Raw genomic sequence first — 21,138 nt, 5'->3', positions numbered from 1 at the left:
AGCGGCGACAGCCAAGAGAGGAACGCCATGAGTCGTGAAGCCCTGCAGGAATCGCTGTCCGCAGTGATGGATAACGAAGCGGACGAATTGGAATTGCGTCGGGTATTGAATGCCATTGACGATGTTGAAACCCGTGAGACCTGGGCTCGTTATCAAATCGCTCGGGCAGCGATGCACAAGGATCTGCTGCTTCCACGTCTGGACATCGCTGCGGCAGTTTCCGCTGCGCTGGCTGATGAAGCCGTGCCGGCAAAAACTTCCCGTGGTCCATGGCGCAGCCTGGGTCGTCTGGCGGTTGCAGCTTCGGTAACCGTTGCCGTTCTGGCCGGTGTCCGCCTGTACAACCAGGACGAAATTGCCGGGGTCGAGCTGGCCCAGCAGTCCACTCAGCCGGGGCTGGCCGTTCCTCAGGTCAAGGGTCCAGCTGTATTGGCAGGCTATACTGAAAGTTCGGAAGCACCTGGCCCTATGGCCAACGGCGTGTTGCAAGGTCAGCCGGGCTGGCACGACCAGCGGTTGCCTGGTTACTTGCGCCAACATGCTCAACAGGCTGCAATGAAAGGTACTGAGAGCGCGCTTCCCTACGCTCGTGCCGCAAGCCTGGAAAACCGTTAAGGAGGATCATGCGCGCCATACCTCTACTTTCGCTTCTGCTCAGTGGCTGGTTCATTGTTCCAGCCCACGCCGATGACGCTCAGGACTGGTTGACCCGTCTTGGGAAGGCCGAGCAACAGCAAAGCTTTCACGGTACTTTTGTTTACGAGCGTAACGGTAGTTTTTCTACCCATGATATCTGGCATCGCGTCCAGGATGGCAAAGTCCGCGAGCGGATCCTCCAGCTCGACGGCTCTGCCCAGGAAGTCGTACGTGTTGATGGGCATACTCAATGCGTCAGCGGTCTGATGATGGCGGGGCTTGGGGACTCTCCCAATTCCGCCGCTCGTACACTCGATTCTCAAAAGCTTAAAAACTGGTATGACCTTGCCGTCATTGGCAAATCGCGCGTGGCCGGGCGACCGGCCGTGATCGTGTCCCTCAAACCGCGTGACCAGCATCGCTACGGATTTGAGCTGCATCTGGACAAAGAAACCGGCCTTCCCCTCAAATCGTTGCTGCTCAACGACAAGGGGCAGTTGCTGGAGCGGTTCCAGTTCACCGAACTGAACACCGCCGATGTGCCTTCCGACAACGACTTGCAGGCCGGCCCGGATTGCAAAGCCGTCGCTGCCGAGAGTGACAAGGCTTCTGCGGTCAAGACCGCGCAAAGCTGGCGTTCGGATTGGTTGCCCGCAGGCTTTGAACTCACCAGCAGCACATCGCGAAAAGACCCCGAGACCAAGACTCAGGTCAGCAGCCTGATGTATGACGATGGTCTGGCGCGTTTTTCGGTGTTTCTAGAGCCTTTGAATGGCGCTGCTGTGGTTGATACTCGTACGCAGCTCGGCCCGACTGTCGCCGTCTCACGACGCCTGACCACCCCTGATGGCGACATGATGATCACGGTGGTCGGTGAGATCCCCATCGGTACCGCAGAACGGATCGCGCTCTCCATGCGCACCAACGCCACCGCGACCCAGTAGTGAGCCGGTAGCGAAATGTTTGGTGAGCATTTCCGTTTGCAAATCCCCCTGATTTTTTTTATAGGTCAGAGCCTCACGGCTCTGGCCTTGTTTGTTGTTCCCCGAACACCGGCGTATCGTTCCCGGTGTTCCTTGATCCATATCGCTTAACCATGCTCGTCTTACCGGGAGCCGTATGTCGATACCACGCTTGAAATCTTACCTCTCCATTTTCGCGACCGTGCTGGTGCTCGGTCAGGCGGTGGCAGCCCAAGCCGTCGAACTGCCTGACTTTACCCAACTGGTGGAGCAGGCCTCACCTGCCGTCGTGAACATCAGCACCACTCAGAAACTGCCTGATCGTCGAGTCAGCGAGCAGATGCCGGACCTTGAAGGTCTGCCGCCGATGCTGCGCGAGTTCTTCGAACGCGGCATGCCACAGCAGCGCTCGCCGCGCGGTGGTCGTCAGCGTGAAGCCCAGTCGCTGGGTTCGGGCTTCATCATCTCGTCTGATGGTTACATCCTCACCAACAATCATGTGATCGCGGATGCTGACGAAATCCTCGTTCGTCTCGCCGACCGCAGTGAGATGAAAGCCAAGTTGATCGGCACCGATCCACGTTCCGACGTGGCCTTGCTGAAAATCGAAGGCAAGGATCTGCCAGTGCTGAAACTGGGCAAATCCCAGGACCTGAAGGCGGGTCAGTGGGTCGTCGCCATCGGTTCACCTTTCGGATTTGACCATACCGTGACCCAAGGTATCGTCAGTGCGGTTGGCCGCAGCCTGCCGAACGAAAACTACGTGCCTTTCATCCAGACAGACGTGCCGATCAACCCGGGTAACTCCGGTGGCCCGCTGTTCAACCTGTCGGGCGAAGTGGTGGGGATCAACTCGCAGATCTACACCCGTTCCGGTGGCTTCATGGGCGTATCGTTCGCCATCCCGATCGACGTGGCGATGGACGTTTCCAACCAGCTGAAAAGCGGTGGCAAGGTCAGCCGTGGCTGGTTGGGCGTGGTGATCCAGGAAGTGAACAAGGATCTGGCCGAGTCGTTCGGTCTCGATAAACCAGCCGGTGCGCTGGTTGCACAGATTCAGGACGACGGTCCGGCGGCCAAGGGTGGCTTGCAGGTCGGCGACGTGATTCTGAGCATGAACGGCCAGCCGATTGTCATGTCTGCCGACCTGCCGCATCTGGTCGGCGCGTTGAAGGCCGGTGCCAAGGCCAATCTGGAAGTCATCCGCGAAGGCAAGCGCAAGAATGTCGAGCTGACGGTGGGTGCTATCCCGGATGAAGACTCAGAGAAAGCCACTCTGGACAAATCGAAAGCCGAGCGCAGCAGCAATCGCCTGGGCGTGTCCGTGGCCGAACTGACCGACGAGCAGAAGAAATCCTACGACCTCAAAGGCGGTGTGATGATCAAGGAAGTCCAGGACGGCCCTGCTTCGCTGATCGGCCTGCAACCAGGCGACATCATCACTCACCTGAACAATCAGGCGATTGGTTCGGCCAAGGAGTTCACCGACATCGCCAAGGCGCTGCCGAAGAACCGTTCTGTGTCGATGCGCGTCCTGCGTCAGAATCGCGCCAGCTTCATCACCTTCAAACTGGCTGAATAAACCGGTTGTTGGCTGAACGAAAAACCGCCTCGAAAGAGGCGGTTTTTTTTTGAGTTCCTGTAGGAGCGAGCTTGCTCGCGATGGTCGTGAACGATAAAGGGGGGTATCTGATATCTCTCGGTGTCTGTGATTCCATCGCGAGCAAGCTCGCTCCTACAGGGGGCGTTTAGCCCATCATGTCCTTGATCATGCGCTCCTGCTCCATCAGCTCCCGTTGGCGTGCGTCGATGCGCGACGACAACGGGAAGTTGGTGCCGGCCTTGCGTTTGGCGAAGTCCAGTTGCTGGATGGCCTGGCGGTAGTCTCCGACCAGGGCAAAGTACTCGGCGCGAGCCTGATGCAGGCCGATGATGTTTCCAGACAGGCCACGGGTTTCCGCCACCATGTACCAAATGTCCGGATCGTCGGGGCGAGTCTTCAGCAGGCCTTCCAGCGCCTTCTCGGCGTCGGGTGCACGGTTCTGCTTGAGCAACAGATCGACACGCGTCTGATTCAGCGGGTAGTTGCCGGGATACTGGGTGAGCATCCGCTCAACCCGGCTCTGGGCGTCCGGCAGGCGATTGTTGGTGATGTCCAGGTCGATCTGGGCGAGGTTGTAGATGATCTCGTTCGGCGACTTGGCCAGCAGCAGCTTGAGATTTTCCCGTGCCTCATTGAGTTGGCCGCCCTTGATCTGCGCGATGGCCAAGCCGTAGCGTGCGACATCGTTTTTCGGGTTTTCGTCCAGCTGGGCGCGGAAGCGTTTTGCGCCCAGGCCAGGAGTTTCTTCGTAGATCAACTGGACCCGTGCCCGAATCAGCTGATAGCGCATGCTGTCTTCGATGCCGCCCGGCTTGGCTTGCTCGGCACGGTTGCGGGTGTCGGCAATACGCGATTCGGTGACCGGGTGAGTCAGCAGGAATTCCGGAGGCTTGGCGTCGAAACGATACTGACGCGACAGACGCTCGAACATGGTCGGCATCGAGCGGGGGTCATAACCGGCCTTTTCCAGATTGAGGATGCCGATACGGTCGGCCTCCTGTTCATTCTGGCGCGAGAAACGGCGTTGTTCCTGGATTGCAGCGGCCTGCGTACCGGCAATGGCGGCGATGCCGGCGTCGCCAGCGCCCGCCGCCGCAATCACGATGCCGGCCAGTAGCGCCGCCATCATCGGCACTTGCATGCGTTGCTGGGCTTCGACGCCCCGAGCGAAGTGGCGTTGTGACAAGTGCGCCAGTTCGTGGGCGAGTACCGAGGCGTATTCGCCTTCAGTCTGGGCATTGAGGAATAGACCGCCGTTGACGCCGACAATCCCGCCTGGCGCGGCGAAGGCGTTGAGTTGCGGACTGTTGATCAGGATGAACTCCAGGCGCCGGTCGTTGAGCTGGCTGGTTTCCGCCAGGCGGTAGACGCTGGTTTCGACGTAATCCTTGAGCTGCGGATCGTTGAGTTGGGCTACTTGGCTGCGCAGCAGTGCGAGCCAGGCACGACCCAGCTGGTGTTCCTGTTGTGGCGAGACAATGGCAGAGCTGGCGTCACCGAGTGACGGCAGGTCGTCGGCGAAGCCCGGTGAGGCGAGCAGGCAAGCGAGCGTCAGCAGGGTAGGGCGCAAAAAAGTCATGCACAAAGCCTTAGTCGACAAAGTCCTTACTGTAGCCGGACAGGCCGCTTCGGACCAGATATTCTAAGCCGCTCGACCACTGTCCCCGGAATAGCGCAATGACCGATGCTGTAGCCCATGATGCCGAACTGGATGCCAGCGGCCTTAATTGCCCGTTGCCGCTGCTCAAGGCCAAGCTGGAACTCAATCGCATGGCCAGCGGTGCGGTGCTCAAGGTGATCGCCACTGACGCGGGGTCACAGCGTGACTTTCGCACCTTTGCCCGATTGGCCGGTCACACCCTGCTGCGTGAAGAAGATGAAGCGGGCGTTTACCGTTACTGGTTGAAAAAAGCCTGAAAACCGCTGCGTTCCTTGTTAAGGATTATTGATGTTCAAAGTGTTGCGCGACTGGATTCAGCGTTACTTCTCCGATGAAGAGGCGGTGGTGCTGGCGGTCCTGCTGTTTCTGGCGTTCACCGCCGTACTTACCCTGGGCGGCATGCTGGCGCCGGTGCTCGCAGGGATGGTGCTGGCGTATCTGATGCAGGGGTTGGTGGTCGCGCTGGAGCGGCTGCGCGTGCCGGGTGGCGTGGCCGTAGGCTTGGTATTCGCGCTGTTCATGGGCGTATTGCTGGTGTTCATCGTGGTGGTGGTTCCGTTGCTTTGGCATCAGTTGATCACGCTGTTCAACGAGTTGCCGGGGATGCTCGCTAAATGGCAGTCGCTGCTGTTACTGCTGCCTGAGCGATATCCGCACCTGGTGTCTGACGAGCAAGTGTTGCAGGCCATCGAGGTGGCGCGGGGCGAGATCGGCAAGTTCGGTCAATGGGCGCTGACGTTCTCGCTGTCGAGCCTGCCGCTGCTGGTCAACATCATGATCTACTTGGTGCTGGTGCCGATCCTGGTGTTCTTCTTTCTCAAAGACCGGGAAATGATTGGCCACTGGGTCCGTGGCTATCTGCCCCGCGAGCGCACGTTGATCACCCGGGTCGCGCATGTCATGAATCGCCAGATTGCCAACTATATTCGCGGCAAGGTCATCGAGATCCTCATCTGCGGCGGCGTGACTTACATTGGTTTCGTCGTGTTGGGGCTCAACTACGCGGCGTTGTTGGCGCTGCTGGTGGGCATTTCGGTCGTGGTGCCTTACGTGGGCGCCGTAGTGGTGACCGTGCCGGTGCTGCTGATCGCCTTGTTCCAATGGGGGTGGAGCGATCAGTTCATCTATCTGATGGCGGTCTACGGGATCATTCAGACGCTGGACGGCAACGTGCTCGTGCCATTGCTGTTTTCCGAAGCGGTCAACCTGCACCCGGTGGCGATCATCTGCGCGGTGTTGTTGTTTGGCGGGCTTTGGGGGTTCTGGGGGGTGTTCTTTGCGATTCCCCTGGCGACCTTGTTCAAGGCTGTGCTGGATGCCTGGCCGAGGAAGGAGCCGGCGGTGGCGCCGTTGCTTTGATTCTGCGGTGAGGCTGTTGGCCTCATCGCGAGCAAGCTCGCTCCTACAGGGGAATGCGATCAACTGTAGGAGCGAGCTTGCTCGCGATAGCGGTGTCCGCAGGACGCCGCTAAATCAGGCTTTGTTCAAAGCCTGCGCCGCCGCCAAAACAGCATCCACATGCCCCGGCACCTTCACGCCACGCCATTCCTGGCGCAACACACCGTTCTTGTCGATCAGAAAGGTGCTGCGATCCACGCCCAGGTATTCCTTGCCATACAGCTTTTTCAGTTTGATCACATCAAACAGCTGGCACAGCGCCTCTTCCTTGTCACTGATCAGTTCGAAGGTGAAGCCCTGCTTGGCCTTGAAGTTCTCGTGGGATTTGAGGCTGTCGCGGGACACGCCGAACACTTCGGTGTTGGCGGCTTTAAAGGCCTCGAGCTGGTCGCGAAAGCCCTGGCCCTGGGTCGTGCAGCCTGGTGTGCTGTCCTTGGGGTAGAAATAGATCACCACCTGCTTGCCCTTGAGGCTGGCCAGGTTGATGGTCTGCCCGCCGGTGGCAGGTGCTTCGAAGTCGGCAACCGGTTGGTCGATGGCTACGGCCATAAAAGCTTCCTTACATTGGATTCTGTGGGCGCCATGGTTCGATCAGGGCATCCAGGTTCAGCGCATCGGCGAAATCCAGGAACTGGTCGCGCAACCAGCTGATTTGCACCCCGGCCGGCAGCGTCACGGTAAAAGTGGCGTTGAGCATGGTACCGCCAGTCTGTGGCGCCTGGTACGTGTCGCAGGTCAGGTTTTCCAGCTCGACGTTGTGGTCCATGAAGAACTGGCACAGCTCGTTGATGATGTCCGGCCGATAGGCCGAGCTGACGTAGGCGACGTAAGGCAGGGCCTGGGGACGGTTTTCCAGGGCGGCACTGCGCACCACGTTGACGGTGAAGGCGTGCCGTTTGGACAGCACAGGAAGCAGGCCTTCCAGGCGTGCCAGGGCGTCCCAGCTACCGGAAACTTCAAGGACCAGCGCACTGCATTCGCCGTGGCGGGTGAGACGCGAGGTGACCACGGCGCAGCGGTTTTCATGGCTGGCGCGGCACAGGACGTTCGTCAGCTCCATGGGGTTGGCGCCGAGGGCACTGATGACAAGGAATTGTTCGCGAACTGTGGGGGTGGACATGCAGCGTTCCTAAAACGATGAGCGGTCGGGACTTCCAAAGGCTTTTTTGACCGGGGCGAGCCTGTATATGCAAACTCGGAAAAACCGAGCCCCAGGGTTGCAACGTGCTCCGGTATGGCGGGAGCGGGGGCTGGCAACGCTGGATCGGGGCTGGAAATGCCGAAAATGGAGGCTGGAACCCGGCGTGCGAGCTTGTCAGTAACGATCAAAGTCTGAAGGGTAGCGAAAAGCGGCGCCAAGGGGAATGGCGGCAGCGCAGTACTTCGCTTGTGCAAGCATCTTGGCGCCAGTACCATTACGGCTCTCTTTTTCCGGCAGGAGCGGTTGCATGATTGCGGGCAGTATGGTGGCACTGGTCACACCAATGGATGCACAGGGTCGTCTCGACTGGGACAGCCTGAGCAAACTGGTGGACTTTCACCTGCAAAACGGCACCCACGCCATCGTGGCGGTCGGCACCACAGGTGAATCGGCGACGCTCGACGTCAACGAACACATCGAAGTGATCCGCTACGTGGTCAAGCAGGTGGCAGGGCGCATTCCGGTCATTGCCGGCACTGGCGCCAACTCGACCCGCGAAGCCATCGAACTGACCACCAACGCCAAGACCGCTGGCGCCGATGCCTGCCTGCTCGTAACACCGTACTACAACAAGCCGACCCAGGAAGGCCTGTACCAGCACTTCAAGGCTATTGCCGAAGCCGTCGACATCCCGCAGATCCTCTATAACGTGCCTGGCCGTACCGCGTGCGACATGCAGGCCGAGACGGTCATCCGCCTGTCGACCGTGAAAAACATCATCGGTATCAAGGAAGCCACCGGCGACCTGGACCGCGCCAAAGCCATCATCGACGGCGTCAGCAAAGATTTCATCGTGCTGTCGGGTGACGATGCCACGGCGGTGGAACTGATCCTGCTGGGCGGCAAGGGCAACATCTCGGTCACCGCGAACGTCGCCCCACGCGACATGGCGGACCTGTGCAACGCGGCACTGAAAGGCGATGCCGTGACTGCCCGGGCGATCCATGAAAAGCTGATGCCGCTCAATAAAACCCTGTTTATCGAATCCAACCCTATCCCCGTGAAATGGGCGCTGCATGAGATGGGCCTGATGCCGGACGGTATCCGTCTGCCGCTCACCTGGCTCAGCGCGGCCTGTCACGAACCGCTGCGGCAGGCCATGCGCCAGTCCGGCGTCCTGGTTTAATTGAGGAAGCATTACGCATGAAGCGATTGGCCGGACTTTCCGCACTTGCCTTGATTATCTCCAGCACCAGTGGCTGTGGATGGATCTGGGGCCCGGAAGGTTATTTCCGCGACCGTGGTAGCGACTACCTGGAAGCGCAACAGACTGCACCTATGCAATTGCCACCGGACGTGACGACCGCCAAGCGCCTGGATCCGCTGTTGCCGATCCCGCGCAACGTGGCCGACGACACCGCCAAGGGCGAGTACATCGTCCCTCGTCCGCAGCCGCTGTCCGCCGCGGCTGATGCCAGTGCCTACTCGCTGCAGAAAACCGGCGACTCTCGCTGGATCGTGGCTCAGAACCCACCGGCCGAAGCCTGGCCAGTGGCTGTTCAGTTCTTTCAGGACAACGGTTTCCGCCTGGATGAACAGCGTCCGCAAACCGGTGAATTCACCACCACCTGGCAGCGTTCCGATGAGCTGTCCGCGGCTATCGGCAAACGCTTGAGCGCCGCCGGTGTCGCTGCTGACAGCGAAACCCGCGTGCGGGTGCGCATCGAGCCGGGCGTGCAGCGCAACACCAGCGAAATCTATGTGGTGAGCGCCGAACGTCCCGCCGGCAGCACCGCTGATGTGGAATTCACCAACCGTTCGGTCAACACCGGCCTGGACGCAGCCTTGGTCGACGACATGTTGGCGAGCATGAGCCGTATCTCCGAGAAGGGCGGTTCGGTGTCCATGCTGGCTTCCCGTGATTTTGACGCACCAAGCCGTGTCAGCCTGACCGAAGACGGTAGCGGCAACCCTGTCCTGAACGTGGGCAACGACCTGGATCGTGCCTGGTCGAGCGTGGGTCGTGCACTGGAGCAAGGCGAATGGCGCGTTGAAGACATCAACCGCAGCCTGGGCCTGTACTACATCAACTTGTCCGAAAAGGCCGAGAAGAAAGACGACAAGCCTGGTTTCTTCAGCAGTCTGTTTGGCAGTGGTCCAAGCAAGGAAGAGATCGAAGCCCGTGCCGAGCGTTATCAGGTTCGCCTGAGCAAGGTCGGCGAAAACGTCGAAGTCACCGTCGAGAAAAACATCAACACCGTGGCGCCGGCTGACGTGGCGCGCAAAGTGTTGAGCGTGATTCAGGACAACTTGGGCTGATCACATGCGTTTTGCCGTTCTCGGCAGCGGTAGCCAAGGGAACGGCACGCTGATAGCCAGCGCTGAAACCTATGTGCTGGTCGATTGTGGTTTCTCCCTGCGGGAAACCGAAAAACGCCTGTTGCGCCTGGGTGTAAATCCGGCGCAACTGAGCGCGATACTCGTGACCCACGAGCATGCCGACCACGTGCATGGCGTGGGTTTGCTGTCTCGGCGCTACAATCTGCCTGTCTACCTCAGTCGCGGGACCTTGCGCGGGATGCGCAAACCCATTGAGCCTGCGGGCTTGCTGGCAGGTGGCGAGCAACTGCAGATCGGTCACCTGAACGTCGATGTCATTGCCGTGGCTCACGATGCACAGGAACCGACGCAATATGTGTTCAGCGATGGTGAGCGCCGCTTCGGCCTGCTGACCGACCTGGGCTCCTACTGCAACAAGGTGCTGGACGGCTATAGCGACCTCGATGCGTTGATGATCGAGGCCAACCATTGCCGGGACATGCTGGCTCGCGGTCACTACCCCTACTTTCTCAAGCAGCGGGTGGGCGGCGAACTGGGACATTTGAACAACCACCAGGCGGCATTCCTGGTGGCCGAGTTGGGCTGGCAAGGCCTGCAACACCTGGTCCTGGCCCATCTGAGCAGCAAGAACAACCTGCCGCAGCTGGCCCGGCAATGTTTTGTCGACACCCTCGGGTGCGACCCCGACTGGCTGCAACTGGCCGATCAAGATTCAGGGCTCGACTGGCGACACATCGCCTAGCCCATCTACTTAGCAAGCGGAGCCCATCATGGAAAAACGTGAAGAACTCTACCGCGGCAAAGCCAAATCGGTTTACAAGACCGACGACGCTGACCGTCTGATCCTGCTGTTTCGCAACGACACCTCGGCGTTCGACGGCAAGCGCATCGAACAGCTCGACCGCAAGGGCATGGTGAACAACAAGTTCAACGCCTTCATCATGCAAAAGCTCGAAGCTGCCGGCGTGCCGACCCAGTTCGACAAGCTGCTGGGCGACAACGAGTGCCTGGTCAAGAAGCTGGACATGATTCCGGTCGAGTGCGTCGTGCGTAACTACGCCGCCGGCAGCCTGGTCAAGCGCCTGGGCGTCGAAGAGGGCATGAAGCTCAACCCTTACACCTTCGAGCTGTTCCTGAAGGACGACGCCAAGGGCGACCCGTTCATCAACGAATCCCACGTCGTGGCCTTCGGCTGGGGCACCGCCGAGCAACTGGCACGCATGAAAGAACTGTCGCTCAAGGTCAACGAGATTCTGAGCAAACTGTTCGACGACGCCGGCCTGCTGCTGGTCGACTTCAAGCTTGAATTCGGCGTGTTCAGCGACGGTTCCATCGTCCTGGGCGACGAATTTAGCCCGGACGGCTGCCGCCTGTGGGACAAGGACACCAAGAAGAAGATGGACAAGGACCGCTTCCGTCAGGGCCTCGGTGACGTTATCGAAGCCTACGAAGAAGTCGCCAACCGTCTGGGCGTACCGCTTTAATCGACGCAAGCATCTGATAGCACGGAAAAATTTCGCTTGGGGGGTTCGCTTCCGACGAAAGTGTTGTTATGATGCGCGCCGTTGGAGAGATGCCAGAGTGGCCGAATGGGACGGATTCGAAATCCGTTGTACCTTCGCGGGTACCTAGGGTTCGAATCCCTATCTCTCCGCCATTACATAGAAAAAGCCCCGTAGCTGAGAAGTTACGGGGCTTTTTTGTTTTTGGTGTTTTTTCGGTTTGACCACTCCGATAGGGATCCCTGTCGGCGGGAGCTATAACACAACGTTAATACTGATATTACCGACCACCGACTAGCGTATACGACATCATTGCGCGCATATCGTGGAGCATCTCTGCCGCCTGCCTGAGGATGGCAATGACTTCCTTGTTTTGTGTATCGTCGTGGGAATATGCCTGGACTACTTCACCATCATTATTGAGCATCAGCATGGCTTTTACCGCCGGGCCATCGCTGTGCATTCGCTCCACCAAAGATTCGACTTCATCGCGTCGAATTGTGGATTTCTGACTGTCTCGCTCAGTATCTTTCGTAACCGGGTAGCGGAAGAACGTGCTCGACGAGTCGGTCTGTTCGATCGCTGCTATCCATTCATCTAACTCCGTAGGTAGCGTCCAATATTCAGGGAGTGTCCCTGGAATAAGTGATAGCGGCTCGGCTAAGGCAGCAAGAAGCGTGTGAAACTCGGTGTACAGGGGGGCAAGATTATGAACGTTATACAAGGGCTTTCGCTTCTGTCCTACCAAGACACTTGGCTCGCCATCGGGTGGGGTGTCCCCGTAAGGAATGGCGTATTTCCGATGTAGAAGGATTATTCCTGACTTCAAATACAACTCGATAGCGTGTCTGTACAGGAAGCTAATGGGGAGATGTGAGTTCAGGCCCGCGTCCTGTGGGTTGTCATCGAGTGCGTCAGCGGAGTACCTAAAGGAATCCGCCACGGCACCAAATCCTGAATCAAAGTGCTGATCAAACGGCATAAACATATGGAGCATCGGCAATCCCTTGCAGTGGTTGAGTAGGATGGAACAAAGCATCGCCATGCCCATCGTGGCAGAAAGAAATATCGCCCCGTAACATGGTGGTTTCACTCGGAAGCAGTTGATCATGAAGGCACGGATAGCGGCAATAATTGTACTGTTTGGAATGCTGAGCGGCGGTGCCGCCATGGCGGTCATTTTTGCGGATGGGCTTGATCCTGAGTACGAAACGCTCTCGCAATCTGCATATTGCATGAATCACTTCTATTCCCACACTTCCGGTCACCTCTCTCATAAAGCTGGCTCGGCAGCACAGACGGTTTTCGCAACCCAGTTGAACGCGTTGCACGATGGGGCGAGAGTTGCCGAGGCAATCAGAGTGGCGTTCTACGCTGCAAACATTCCTCGAAAGGATGACAGTGTTCCGGTTCATTGCTGGCAGTTCATCCCCAAAGAACACGGCATGACCGAAGAACAAATGAAATACTTTCTTTTACATAGTGACGACCAAAAATAACCAAGGCCGGTTTCTGGCATCTCCCAAGTCATCCCACCTGAAATTTGGTTCTTCACGTAATCCCGGGAAACACAGAAACTAGAACGCCGATTTGATTGATGATGTTCGTGCGAGCAAACACATCTAACAAACCGGCGTTTTTATGCGCGATATTATTACTTTCCTTCCGTTTTGGGAGGGCTTTTCTGTCGTCTCCATTAAGCCTGATGGTGACGTGCTACAGATCGATCTCATCCCCCAGGTCAGCCGATTTCCTACCTGCAGCGGCTGCAACGAGCCCAGCACAACCACCCATGAATACTGGCAGCGGCTCATTCGTGACCTGCCCATCCTTGGACGGCTGGTGCGGCTGAACGTCGAACTCGGACGAGTTGGATGTGACGCTTGCGGCAAACGCATGGAGGCTGTCAGTTGGCTTGATCGTTACTCCCGGATGACGCGCCGCTTGACTGAAGCCGTCATCCAAACCTGCCGACGGCTGCCTACCTTGCATGTGGCTCAACTATTCGGATTGCACTGGGATAGCGTGCGATTACTAGAGCGAAGGGCTTTACAGGCGGAACTGGATAAGCTGCCTGTAGCCGCCTCAGGCGATTGGTCATGGGCGAGTTTGCCCTGTTCAAAGGGCATCGATACGCCAGCGTTGTGCTGGATGCCGATACCCGTCGGGTGCTGTGGGTCGGCGAAGGTCGCAGCCGAGCCGCAATCAGGCCCTTCTTCGAAGAGCTGGGGCCTGAAGGCTGTTCGCAAATTGAGGCGGTGGCCATGGACATGAATACTGCATTTTACCTTGAGGTGCGCCAGCACTGCCCACTAGCACGAGTGGTCTATGACCTGTTTCCTGTGGTGGCCAAATACGGCCGAGAAGTGATTGACCGTGTACGAGTCGATGAGGCCAACTGCCTGCGCCATGACAAACCTGCCCGCAAGGTCATCAAGCACGCTCGGTGGTTACTGCTGCGCAATCCGGAAAACCTCAAGAGCGATGATTAGCAGGTGCATCTGCAGGATCTGCTGGCTGCGAACCAATCACCGATGACGGTTTACTTGATGAAGGCAGAGCTCAAAGCACTCCCTCGCCCCTTACCGCTTGGGGCTGGAGATCGACCTGGAAGCACTGGTTACGTCTGGCGAATGAAAGCGAATACCGGCTTTGAAGCAGTTCGCTAAACGCTTGAAGGGTTACTGGCGGGGTATTTTGAGCAGGGTTCGCTGGCCGATGCACACCGGTCAACTGGAGGGGATCAACAACCGCATCAAGGTGATTCAGCGTATGACCTACGGCTACCGGGGCAGCGAATTCTTTTTCATAAAGATCAAGAGCGACTTTCCCGGCAATCCGTGAAGGACCATAAAAAAACCCGGCTATAACGCCGGGTTTTTTTATGCAGCAGCTATTCGTCGTTTCATAGCAACTGCAATAGGTCGTAGCACGCTGTCAGCAGCGTTAACTATACGGAGGTGCTTCGTTACGTATTCCAGCCCGCGCTGAAGTACCAGAACCCCAAACAGCTCATCGGCGTAGGATTCAGAAATCGAAGACACTTTAGCTAGGTCGACCTTCACGGTGTCGTTTGTCGAGAGCAAGCTTTCGATAGTGGCTCTTTCCTTAGCCGCCAACGACCGAGACGCAAGGTCAGTACGTTCGAAAGTATACGCTTCCATGATTTAGCCTCGTAGTACATTCATTAATTCAAAAATATCAACCGAATCAACATCCTGCATAGGCTGTCCACCAGCGACAAAACTCGATTCCTTGATAGCCAAGGAAATTGCTACCCCTTGCCAGGAATGGGACAGCTCGTGGTACGAAAGGTTTCCATTCTGAAGCTCTAGGTAGTGATCTCCAGAAGCTAAATATAGAAGGCCATCGTACTGTTTAGCAAGGCTGAAGAGTTTTGCTAACCCCAAGCCTTGATGGTGGTTTCCAGTGTTCTGGTACGTGGCAACGCCAGCCTGAAACGGAGACGCGCCCAAAAAGTCATCAGGCACACTTTGAGCCCATGGATCTAGCTTAGCTGCCAGTTTGCTACTATTGCCTTTCTCAAGGCACCACTCTATAGCTTCCCGATGAGTGGTAATGCCTGGGATGCGCGCCCTCTGCAGTTCGTTACGAAACCCCATTCCACAGTCTGCAAGGGAAAACTCGATCAGGACTCCGTCTTTGGGGCATTTACGCCGCTGAGCGGTAGAAAACCCGCTGTTCATACCATGTGACCAGACGTTATCGTGGAGTTCGCCAACTACGGCTTGCAGCTCCGTGAACACAGGGCTCTGAGTGTAATTAACTGACGCAGAATTCGCCATTGCGCGTAGGCAGCTGTTTATCTGTCCTGTGCCCGAGTCGACCGCATCTCGTGAGTCAAGATGCGTCAGCGGCGCGTAGGTTGCACCAGCATTAATTCGTTTCTGTTTGTAATCATCGATACCCCAGACTGACTTCGACAGCCCGATTGCTCTGAGGTATCCGGCGTTGTACTCGTGATGGCAAGAAAACTGCTCAGGGGTCAGGCTCTTGCTGCGTAAGAACGCGGCGAGTACCGCAACGAAACCCGAACTGTAGTACTGCTTCGGCAAAGCGAGGTTGCTGCCGCCATTGAAAGCGAAACGGGTAGGCAACATATTAAGCGCCGCAATAAGTCCGGCCAACGGAACCTCCATGTAGAGCAAATCCAATCGAAGGCAGATTTTGATTCACTCGGTTACAAAATGCCAGTGCCGCTTGCAGGCTTCCCCTGAGCACGAAAAATGCCGAAAAAGTACGCGGTGCCTTGCCGAGCGAAAGGCTAGTGAAAGCTTATGGGATAACTAGGACTGATTCTGGTCCGTCATGGAGAGCACGATGCCAGTGGCAAAGGATGGTACCCATGTCTTTTCTGGGCTGAAGTGGCCCAGAGGCGCTTGTACAAGGGTTCGAGTTTTCATCTCACCTCCATAGCCTAGAAAAACTCGTAACTGAGAAGTTACGAGGCATTTTTTGGTATCTGGCTCTGCGTTCGTAGCCAATTCCATCCCTTTGCCGTAGACAAGCGACGGACAGTAACGAGTAAAGCGTCCTTCCCTCCCGCTTCATCAATTTCATCAAGGGCTACTGAAAGGTATTCGATGGCAAATGCTTCATCGTCTCGAAGCATTACCAGAACGCTATGTTCGTGAGATCGAGCGCTAATGGCCATTTTTTCTCCTTGTATCTGGCATGAGGCTTTGGCCTCATTGATGTCGATGAGTTCTTATCCCTCGATCGATCACGAGGAGGCGTCGGTACCGGACTGCGATGAAATAGCCCCGTAGCTGAATAGTTACGGGGCTATTCGATGCATTGATCATCAATGGCTTAAGCGTCGGTCTTCATCGGTGGCCATCGGGTCAGTACCTTGTGCACGTCGTCGATGACGGCTTTGCCCATGGCCGTCAGATAATGCGCAGCCCAGGTGTGGCGGTCGCTGTCTTTGGTGTAGGCGGCATCAATTGCCAGTAGTTTGGCCAGAAAGAGCAGGTCCGAGGCTTGCGACAGGGCGTCATTGATGGGGACGCCTGGGTTCACTCGGAAGAGTGCTTCATTGTTGGTGTAGCAAAAGGGTGTGAGGCCGATGGTGGTCAGTTCAGTCTTGTCGCTCATTGGGCACCTCCTGCGAGGATGAGCTTAAAGAGACTGAGTGGCACGGGACTACGTTGAGTGAAACGACTGGCTTTGCTGGGGTTTGCAGTGTGCATGTCTAGCTCCTTGACATAGGGAGCTGCCGATTCGTTACCAAGCGAATTGGGTGGCAGCTGTGCGCAGGTTGGTAAACCGGGAGTCAAGGAGACCGGCACGCTCGAGAGCGTCCCGCGCACAACCGCCATAACAGAGTTTGCAAGCTCGAAAGCAGCTCGCAAAAGATGTCAGTGGCGCTGTTGTGTAACTCGTCGGGTTACCAAGCCCGTTCGCTGTGTTTGCAGCGACGTCTTGAGCCTATCCCGTCGAGGAAAAGAACGACAAGGCGGCAAAGTGTCTAAAAACACAGTTTGCGTATCGCCTTACTCAACGCCCGGAGTTTGCCTACAAAATAGACCGGAGTCACCCGATAGTCGGGATGGCTTGAGGCGCGAGATAGTGTCTGGAAAGGGATCGAAGCCAAAATTTGAGGACTATCCAGATGCCAGACCGTGAGAGTCGAAATCAAGAAATTGAACAACTGCGCCTCGAAATCGCATCTCTAGCGACGGAGATGCGCCGCCAATCGCCAAATCCGCTTCGGGCAGCCATGATTCCATTCGCCCTCGGCGCGGCGTCAGCCCTGATCACCTTTGTAGCCATCTGGCTGTTGGCAAAGCTGATCTGATCCCGGCCACTGAACAGGCGCTGCCATCCAACGCAACAAATCCCTCCCAACCGCGTCCAAACTCCAGCAGGCCCAGCAATCAGCCCGGCAGGAGAACCCTCCCATGTGCGGACGCCTTTCCCAGTACCACGGCATTCATGATTTTGTTGCCGCGCTGAGCATGCCCAATCCGCTGGTGAACAATGTGGGCGACCAACCGCTTGATCGCTACAACGCGGCGCCGACTACCCAGCTGGCGCTCTTCCATCAGGAGAGCGGCTACCTGCACGCGGATAGGGTGCGCTGGGGATGGCGGCCACATTGGGCCAGGGAACGAGCTGCGCCGATCAATGCCCGAGTGGAGAAGGTTGCTCATGGGCCTTTTTTTCGGGCGATATGGCCGCATCGCGCGATCATTGCAATCAATAGCTGGTTTGAATGGGTGGATGAGGGAGGGCCGAAGAAGCAGCCCTACCTGATTCGGCGTCGGGACCGGGGGACCATCCTTTGTGCCGCCATTGGTCAGTACCCGAATGCCGAGCACGGGCCCAGCGAGGACGACGGTTTTGTGATCATCACCGCCGACAGTGAAGGCGGAATGGTGGATGTTCACGATCGGCGGCCAGTGTCGTTGTCCCCGCAATTGGCCAGGGAATGGCTGGACCCCGCCACGCCGAGGGAGCGGGCGGAGCAGATGGCGTTGCTGCAGGGCGAGCCGACTGAGGTTTTTGAGTGGTATCAGGTGGATCGCGCGGTCGGGAATGTGCGCAATCAGGGCCCGCATTTGATAAGGCCGGTGGAGGAAGGCCCTATAAACGGCAGTCTGTTTTAACTTGTATCAGAGGGTGTGCGAGCTTGGCGCATGTTTGCTGATAGTCGGTGACGGCCTCTTCGAATGCAGCTCGCAGCTCGCTGACCGACTCTCCGTGAAAGCCTACAACGTCGCTGATTCCCTCGAGGTGGCCGACGAATAACCCGTCTTCGTCACTGTATTCGATACGCGCTGCGTAACCGTTGTAATTCATCACGTTCACGGGGCACTCCTATCTGTTCAAGAAAAGTCCGGGCGCTGCACAGTTGGCTTCCGCGTTGTCGGAATCAGCACCTTTATTGGCGGCACTCAGAATATCGAGCGAGGCTATTGCGAGGGTGTAGGCAAAGTCTGGAAGCTACGTGAGGTACGTCTGTTGAGTTGGCCAGCGGAGGGATGCGGCAGGTGGGCCGGTAAAGAGCACCGGACAGCCACACTCCATTGTAAGAAAAGGAAGCTGATCACTTCGTATGAATTACGCAATCAAGTAGCCGAAATGACGACCGCCCCGATTCACTGGGCGCCACGCAAATCACTGCGCTTTCAGCGAAATATCCCCTGACACTCAATCCCTCCACCATCCACCCACCTCATCTACTCTGGTTTCGCATCACAGGTCTCAACCATCGCAAGGAGCGAACCATGTATTTCGAGATTTACCGGCAAACCCGTGGCATTCCCCAGACGGGCAGGGGCCAGTGGCGGTGGCGCTTGAGGGCGGCGAACCATGAGACGATTGCCAGTGGCGAGTCGTACGTGAACAAGGCCGATTGCGTGCATGCCATCAACCTGATCAAAGGGACGCACGATCAGACGCCGCTGAAGGAAATCTAGAGAGCTGTCGACGAAGCTGTTCAACCGGAGCAGCTTCAATTCAACCTGCAAATTGCTTCAGTCGCATAGACGCCACTTGCACCCGCTACCTAAACTGTCGGCAGACGGGAGATCGGGGGCAGTGGATGAATCGTAATGAGCTACGCAAGGCCGACATCAACCTCATGGTGGTGTTCGAAACCTTGATGCATGAGCGCAATGTCACTCGGGTGGCGGAGAAGCTGTTTCTGGGTCAGCCGACGATCAGTTCGGCGCTCAATCGCTTGCGCACGATGTTCAATGATCCGTTGTTCATCCGGGTAGGCCATCGCATGGAGCCCACGGCCAGGGCCGAGGAGCTGATCCAGTACCTGTCGCCGGCTCTGGATTCGCTGTCGGTAGCCTTGAGCCTGACCCATGATTTCGACCCTGCCAGCAGCACCATGACTTTCCGTATCGGCCTGTCCGACGATGTCGAGTTCGGCCTTTTGCCACCCTTGCTGCGCGCCCTGCGCCAGGAAGCGCCGAAGGTGGTGTTTGTGGTGCAGCATGTCGATTACTGGCGGATTCCCGATTTGCTGGCCTCCGGTGACATCACCGTTGGCATCAGCCAGACGCGTGGCCTGCCGGCCAATGCCAAGCGCAAGCTGCTGCGGCACATCCAGCCCAGTATCCTGCGCGCCGATGCGTCCGACACGCCGTTGACCCTCGACGAGTATTGCTCACGCCCACACGTTCTGGTTTCCCACACGGCCAACGTCAGTGGTTACGCTGACGAGTGGCTGGCAGAGATCGGTCGTACGCGTCAGGTGGTGCTCTCTGTGCCGCAATACAGCTCGTTGCCGGCCCTGCTCGCCGGGACGGACCTGATTGCCAGCCTGCCGGATTACACGGCGACAGCCATGGCTGCTTCCGGTCATTTGTTCGTCGAGCCGTTTCCCTTCAAGACACCCACCCTCGATCTTTCGATGGTCTGGCTGAGCCATGTCGATACCGACCCGGCCGAGCGTTGGTTGCGGTCCCGACTGGAGGCGTTCATGAGTGAGCGCTTTGAGTCAGCGATCCCTCAGTAAGCCAGACAACTCTGTGATATATGTACGACCTTTCTCAATAAGATCAGGAACCACGACATGCCTCACCTGCACATGGAATACACCGCCAACCTGCCCGAGCTGAATGCCGATGTGGCGCTGCTGCGGTTCAATAATGCGCTGGTGGCTTCCGGTCAGTTTGGCGCCGAGTCCGATATCAAGAGCCGTGCGGTGAAAGTCGAAACGTTCAAGGTCGGCACCGCGTTGAATGAGCGGGCGTTCGTGTATGTGAATCTTGCGCTGTTGAGCGGCCGCTCGCCGCAGATCAAGAAGCAGTTGTCGGAAGCCCTGCTGGCGGTGGCTCAGGACCTGGGGCCTTGGCCAGCGGGTGTGGAAGTCCAGTTGGCGGTGGAAATCGTCGATATGGATCGAGAGACCTACAGCAAAGTCCTCATCAGTCACTGAGTTCAGCCGAGGTCCAGTTCGGCGCAGGCCTGCAACACCTGTTCACGCAGCCACGTGTTGGCTGCGTTCTGCTCGACATGAAGGCTCCACTGCATGTCGAGGGTGAAACCCGGCAAATCTTCGGGGGCTTCGCAGTGAATGAACGTGTCGTCGTTGGCCAGCAATTGCTGGATGCGGCGGGGCATGGCCAGGATGTAGTCGGTGCCGACGATCAGTTTCAGTGCCGCCCCATAACTGTTGGCGCGTGCTACGACGTGCCGTGTGTGCGCCTGCTGGGCCAACCAGCCGTCGACCATGTTGGTGGTGGAGATCCAGGGTGTCGGAAACACATGCCGGTACCCGGCGAAAGCCTGCAGGCTCAAGCGCGGCGCCAGCGGCTTGATGCTGCTATCGAAGACACACACCAGTTCATCCTCCAGCAACGTTCGCACGTTCAGGTCGGTGTGATGCCGGTGAAAGTTCGGACCAAAGCCAATCACCAGGTCGAGACTGCCTTTGCGTAATGCATCGGCGGGGATGTCGCTTTCAAGCTTCTGCATGTTGATCACCACGGGGAGATCGGCAAAAGCAAAACGCTTCAACAGGCGCGGCAGAATCAACTGTTCGAAGTATTCCGGTGCGCAGATATTGAAGGTGACCGGTTGCCGCGCGGGATCGAAGGCTTCTGTACCGGTATGACATAAATTGATGCTTTCGAGGATTTTCAACACGTGGGCATACATGCCGCTGGCTTTGCCGGTGGGCTGCATGCCTGTGCGGGTGTTGATGAACAGCTCGTCCGCGAAGCCAGTGCGCAGCTTTTTCAGGCAGTAACTCACGGTGGACTGGCTGACGCAGAGCGTTTCGGATGCATCGGTGACGCTGTTTTGCTCATACAGGGCGACAAACACCATGAGGTCTTGCATGTCGAGCTTTCTGAGCTGGTTACTGTTAAGCATCCATTCGTCTCGCTGTGGTCCATGCGCTGGATCCTAGC

At 57.4% G+C, this 21,138-nt stretch carries 23 protein-coding genes, 1 tRNA gene and 3 pseudogenes; 17 read left to right on the top strand and 10 right to left on the bottom strand.

The annotated features are described in order from the left end of the window. Positions 1–27: 27 nt before the first annotated feature. The 3 genes from AB4N33_RS15120 to AB4N33_RS15110 all read left to right on the top strand — a co-directional run bounded on the left by AB4N33_RS15120 (position 28) and on the right by AB4N33_RS15110 (position 3,180). Positions 28–615 (top strand): sigma-E factor negative regulatory protein, encoded by a 588-nt coding sequence (locus AB4N33_RS15120; protein WP_460117309.1) that lies wholly within the window; start codon positions 28–30, stop codon positions 613–615. 8 nt (positions 616–623) lie between these two features. Next, entirely contained in the window at positions 624–1,580 is a 957-nt protein-coding gene (locus AB4N33_RS15115; protein WP_476457657.1) for a MucB/RseB C-terminal domain-containing protein, read from the top strand. A gap of 175 nt (positions 1,581–1,755) precedes the next feature. Further along, positions 1,756–3,180, top strand: a complete 1,425-nt coding sequence (locus AB4N33_RS15110; RefSeq protein ID WP_460117307.1) for a DegQ family serine endoprotease — start codon at positions 1,756–1,758, stop codon at positions 3,178–3,180. Positions 3,181–3,346: 166 nt separating this feature from the next. Here AB4N33_RS15110 and AB4N33_RS15105 read toward each other — a convergent pair whose 3' ends face one another. Then, positions 3,347–4,780, bottom strand: a complete 1,434-nt coding sequence (locus tag AB4N33_RS15105; RefSeq protein WP_460117306.1) for a M48 family metalloprotease — start codon at positions 4,778–4,780, stop codon at positions 3,347–3,349. 98 nt (positions 4,781–4,878) lie between these two features. Here AB4N33_RS15105 and AB4N33_RS15100 point away from each other — a divergent pair, with 98 nt between their 5' ends. Together AB4N33_RS15100 and AB4N33_RS15095 are read left to right on the top strand one after the other, a co-directional pair. After that, positions 4,879–5,118 carry a sulfurtransferase TusA family protein gene (locus tag AB4N33_RS15100; RefSeq protein WP_028621876.1) on the top strand — a complete coding sequence of 80 codons (240 nt, stop codon included), beginning with the start codon at positions 4,879–4,881 and terminating at the stop codon, positions 5,116–5,118. Positions 5,119–5,149: 31 nt separating this feature from the next. Continuing rightward, the gene (locus tag AB4N33_RS15095) at positions 5,150–6,220 is read left to right on the top strand and encodes an AI-2E family transporter (protein ID WP_460117305.1); all 1,071 of its coding nucleotides are present in this window, start codon (positions 5,150–5,152) and stop codon (positions 6,218–6,220) included. Between the two features lie 114 nt (positions 6,221–6,334). Here the strand turns inward: AB4N33_RS15095 and AB4N33_RS15090 are convergent, their stop codons facing one another. Further along, positions 6,335–6,808, bottom strand: coding sequence for a peroxiredoxin (locus tag AB4N33_RS15090; protein WP_476457656.1), 474 nt, complete (start codon positions 6,806–6,808; stop codon positions 6,335–6,337). 10 nt (positions 6,809–6,818) lie between these two features. Further along, on the bottom strand, positions 6,819–7,379 hold the full coding sequence (locus tag AB4N33_RS15085) for a glycine cleavage system transcriptional repressor (protein WP_460117303.1): 561 nt from the start codon (positions 7,377–7,379) through the stop codon (positions 6,819–6,821). A gap of 328 nt (positions 7,380–7,707) precedes the next feature. Between AB4N33_RS15085 and dapA the strand changes: the two genes are divergently transcribed. From dapA to AB4N33_RS15060, 5 genes are all read left to right on the top strand, one after another. Then, a complete protein-coding gene (gene dapA / locus AB4N33_RS15080) occupies positions 7,708–8,586 on the top strand; it encodes a 4-hydroxy-tetrahydrodipicolinate synthase (protein ID WP_460117302.1) in 879 nt (292 codons plus the stop codon). Between the two features lie 17 nt (positions 8,587–8,603). Continuing rightward, positions 8,604–9,719, top strand: coding sequence for an outer membrane protein assembly factor BamC (gene bamC, locus AB4N33_RS15075; RefSeq protein WP_460117301.1), 1,116 nt, complete (start codon positions 8,604–8,606; stop codon positions 9,717–9,719). Positions 9,720–9,723: 4 nt separating this feature from the next. Beyond that, positions 9,724–10,482, top strand: coding sequence for an MBL fold metallo-hydrolase (locus AB4N33_RS15070; protein WP_460117300.1), 759 nt, complete (start codon positions 9,724–9,726; stop codon positions 10,480–10,482). 28 nt (positions 10,483–10,510) lie between these two features. Further along, positions 10,511–11,224 carry a phosphoribosylaminoimidazolesuccinocarboxamide synthase gene (gene purC / locus AB4N33_RS15065; RefSeq protein ID WP_110966859.1) on the top strand — a complete coding sequence of 238 codons (714 nt, stop codon included), beginning with the start codon at positions 10,511–10,513 and terminating at the stop codon, positions 11,222–11,224. An 83-nt stretch (positions 11,225–11,307) separates the two neighbouring features. Next, positions 11,308–11,397 (top strand) — tRNA-Ser (locus tag AB4N33_RS15060). Between the two features lie 125 nt (positions 11,398–11,522). Here AB4N33_RS15060 and AB4N33_RS15055 read toward each other — a convergent pair. Beyond that, positions 11,523–12,413, bottom strand: coding sequence for a hypothetical protein (locus AB4N33_RS15055; RefSeq protein ID WP_476457655.1), 891 nt, complete (start codon positions 12,411–12,413; stop codon positions 11,523–11,525). Here AB4N33_RS15055 and AB4N33_RS15050 point away from each other — a divergent pair. Both AB4N33_RS15050 and AB4N33_RS15045 read left to right on the top strand, forming a co-directional pair. Then, positions 12,412–12,741 carry a hypothetical protein gene (locus AB4N33_RS15050; RefSeq protein ID WP_476457654.1) on the top strand — a complete coding sequence of 110 codons (330 nt, stop codon included), beginning with the start codon at positions 12,412–12,414 and terminating at the stop codon, positions 12,739–12,741. The genes AB4N33_RS15055 and AB4N33_RS15050 overlap by 2 nt on opposite strands. Before the next feature lie 142 nt (positions 12,742–12,883). Beyond that, a pseudogene (locus AB4N33_RS15045) lies at positions 12,884–14,086 on the top strand (ISL3 family transposase). Positions 14,087–14,124: 38 nt separating this feature from the next. On the opposite strand, the gene AB4N33_RS15040 reads toward AB4N33_RS15045, so the two are convergent. The 4 genes and pseudogenes from AB4N33_RS15040 to AB4N33_RS15025 all read right to left on the bottom strand — a co-directional run bounded on the left by AB4N33_RS15040 (position 14,125) and on the right by AB4N33_RS15025 (position 16,360). Beyond that, a complete protein-coding gene (locus AB4N33_RS15040) occupies positions 14,125–14,406 on the bottom strand; it encodes an STAS-like domain-containing protein (protein ID WP_476457653.1) in 282 nt (93 codons plus the stop codon). Between the two features lie 3 nt (positions 14,407–14,409). Next, positions 14,410–15,390, bottom strand: coding sequence for a hypothetical protein (locus tag AB4N33_RS15035; protein ID WP_476457652.1), 981 nt, complete (start codon positions 15,388–15,390; stop codon positions 14,410–14,412). A gap of 362 nt (positions 15,391–15,752) precedes the next feature. Beyond that, positions 15,753–15,917: pseudogene (locus AB4N33_RS15030) on the bottom strand (DNA-binding protein); the annotation flags it as partial. 158 nt (positions 15,918–16,075) lie between these two features. Continuing rightward, positions 16,076–16,360, bottom strand: a complete 285-nt coding sequence (locus AB4N33_RS15025) for a DUF3077 domain-containing protein (RefSeq protein ID WP_476457651.1) — start codon at positions 16,358–16,360, stop codon at positions 16,076–16,078. 517 nt (positions 16,361–16,877) lie between these two features. On the opposite strand from AB4N33_RS15025, the gene AB4N33_RS15020 reads away from it, so the two are divergent. Continuing rightward, a complete protein-coding gene (locus AB4N33_RS15020) occupies positions 16,878–17,063 on the top strand; it encodes a hypothetical protein (RefSeq protein ID WP_476457650.1) in 186 nt (61 codons plus the stop codon). Between the two features lie 103 nt (positions 17,064–17,166). Continuing rightward, positions 17,167–17,874, top strand: coding sequence for an SOS response-associated peptidase family protein (locus AB4N33_RS15015; protein ID WP_476457649.1), 708 nt, complete (start codon positions 17,167–17,169; stop codon positions 17,872–17,874). 19 nt (positions 17,875–17,893) lie between these two features. Here the strand turns inward: AB4N33_RS15015 and AB4N33_RS15010 are convergent. Then, positions 17,894–18,076: pseudogene (locus AB4N33_RS15010) on the bottom strand (type II toxin-antitoxin system HicB family antitoxin); the annotation flags it as partial. Between the two features lie 419 nt (positions 18,077–18,495). Between AB4N33_RS15010 and AB4N33_RS15005 the strand changes: the two are divergent. From AB4N33_RS15005 to AB4N33_RS14995, 3 genes are all read left to right on the top strand, one after another. Continuing rightward, on the top strand, positions 18,496–18,687 hold the full coding sequence (locus AB4N33_RS15005) for a YegP family protein (protein ID WP_368557531.1): 192 nt from the start codon (positions 18,496–18,498) through the stop codon (positions 18,685–18,687). Positions 18,688–18,812: 125 nt separating this feature from the next. After that, on the top strand, positions 18,813–19,739 hold the full coding sequence (locus AB4N33_RS15000) for a LysR substrate-binding domain-containing protein (RefSeq protein ID WP_460117295.1): 927 nt from the start codon (positions 18,813–18,815) through the stop codon (positions 19,737–19,739). A gap of 57 nt (positions 19,740–19,796) precedes the next feature. Beyond that, positions 19,797–20,162, top strand: a complete 366-nt coding sequence (locus tag AB4N33_RS14995; protein ID WP_460117294.1) for a 5-carboxymethyl-2-hydroxymuconate Delta-isomerase — start codon at positions 19,797–19,799, stop codon at positions 20,160–20,162. Positions 20,163–20,164: 2 nt separating this feature from the next. Here the strand turns inward: AB4N33_RS14995 and AB4N33_RS14990 are convergent, their stop codons facing one another. Beyond that, positions 20,165–21,100 (bottom strand): LysR family transcriptional regulator, encoded by a 936-nt coding sequence (locus AB4N33_RS14990; protein WP_476457648.1) that lies wholly within the window; start codon positions 21,098–21,100, stop codon positions 20,165–20,167. Between the last annotated feature and the right edge of the window lie 38 nt (positions 21,101–21,138).

This window comes from Pseudomonas sp. S1_E05 (assembly GCF_056337105.1).
This window is presented reverse-complemented; position numbering and strand designations above follow the sequence as displayed.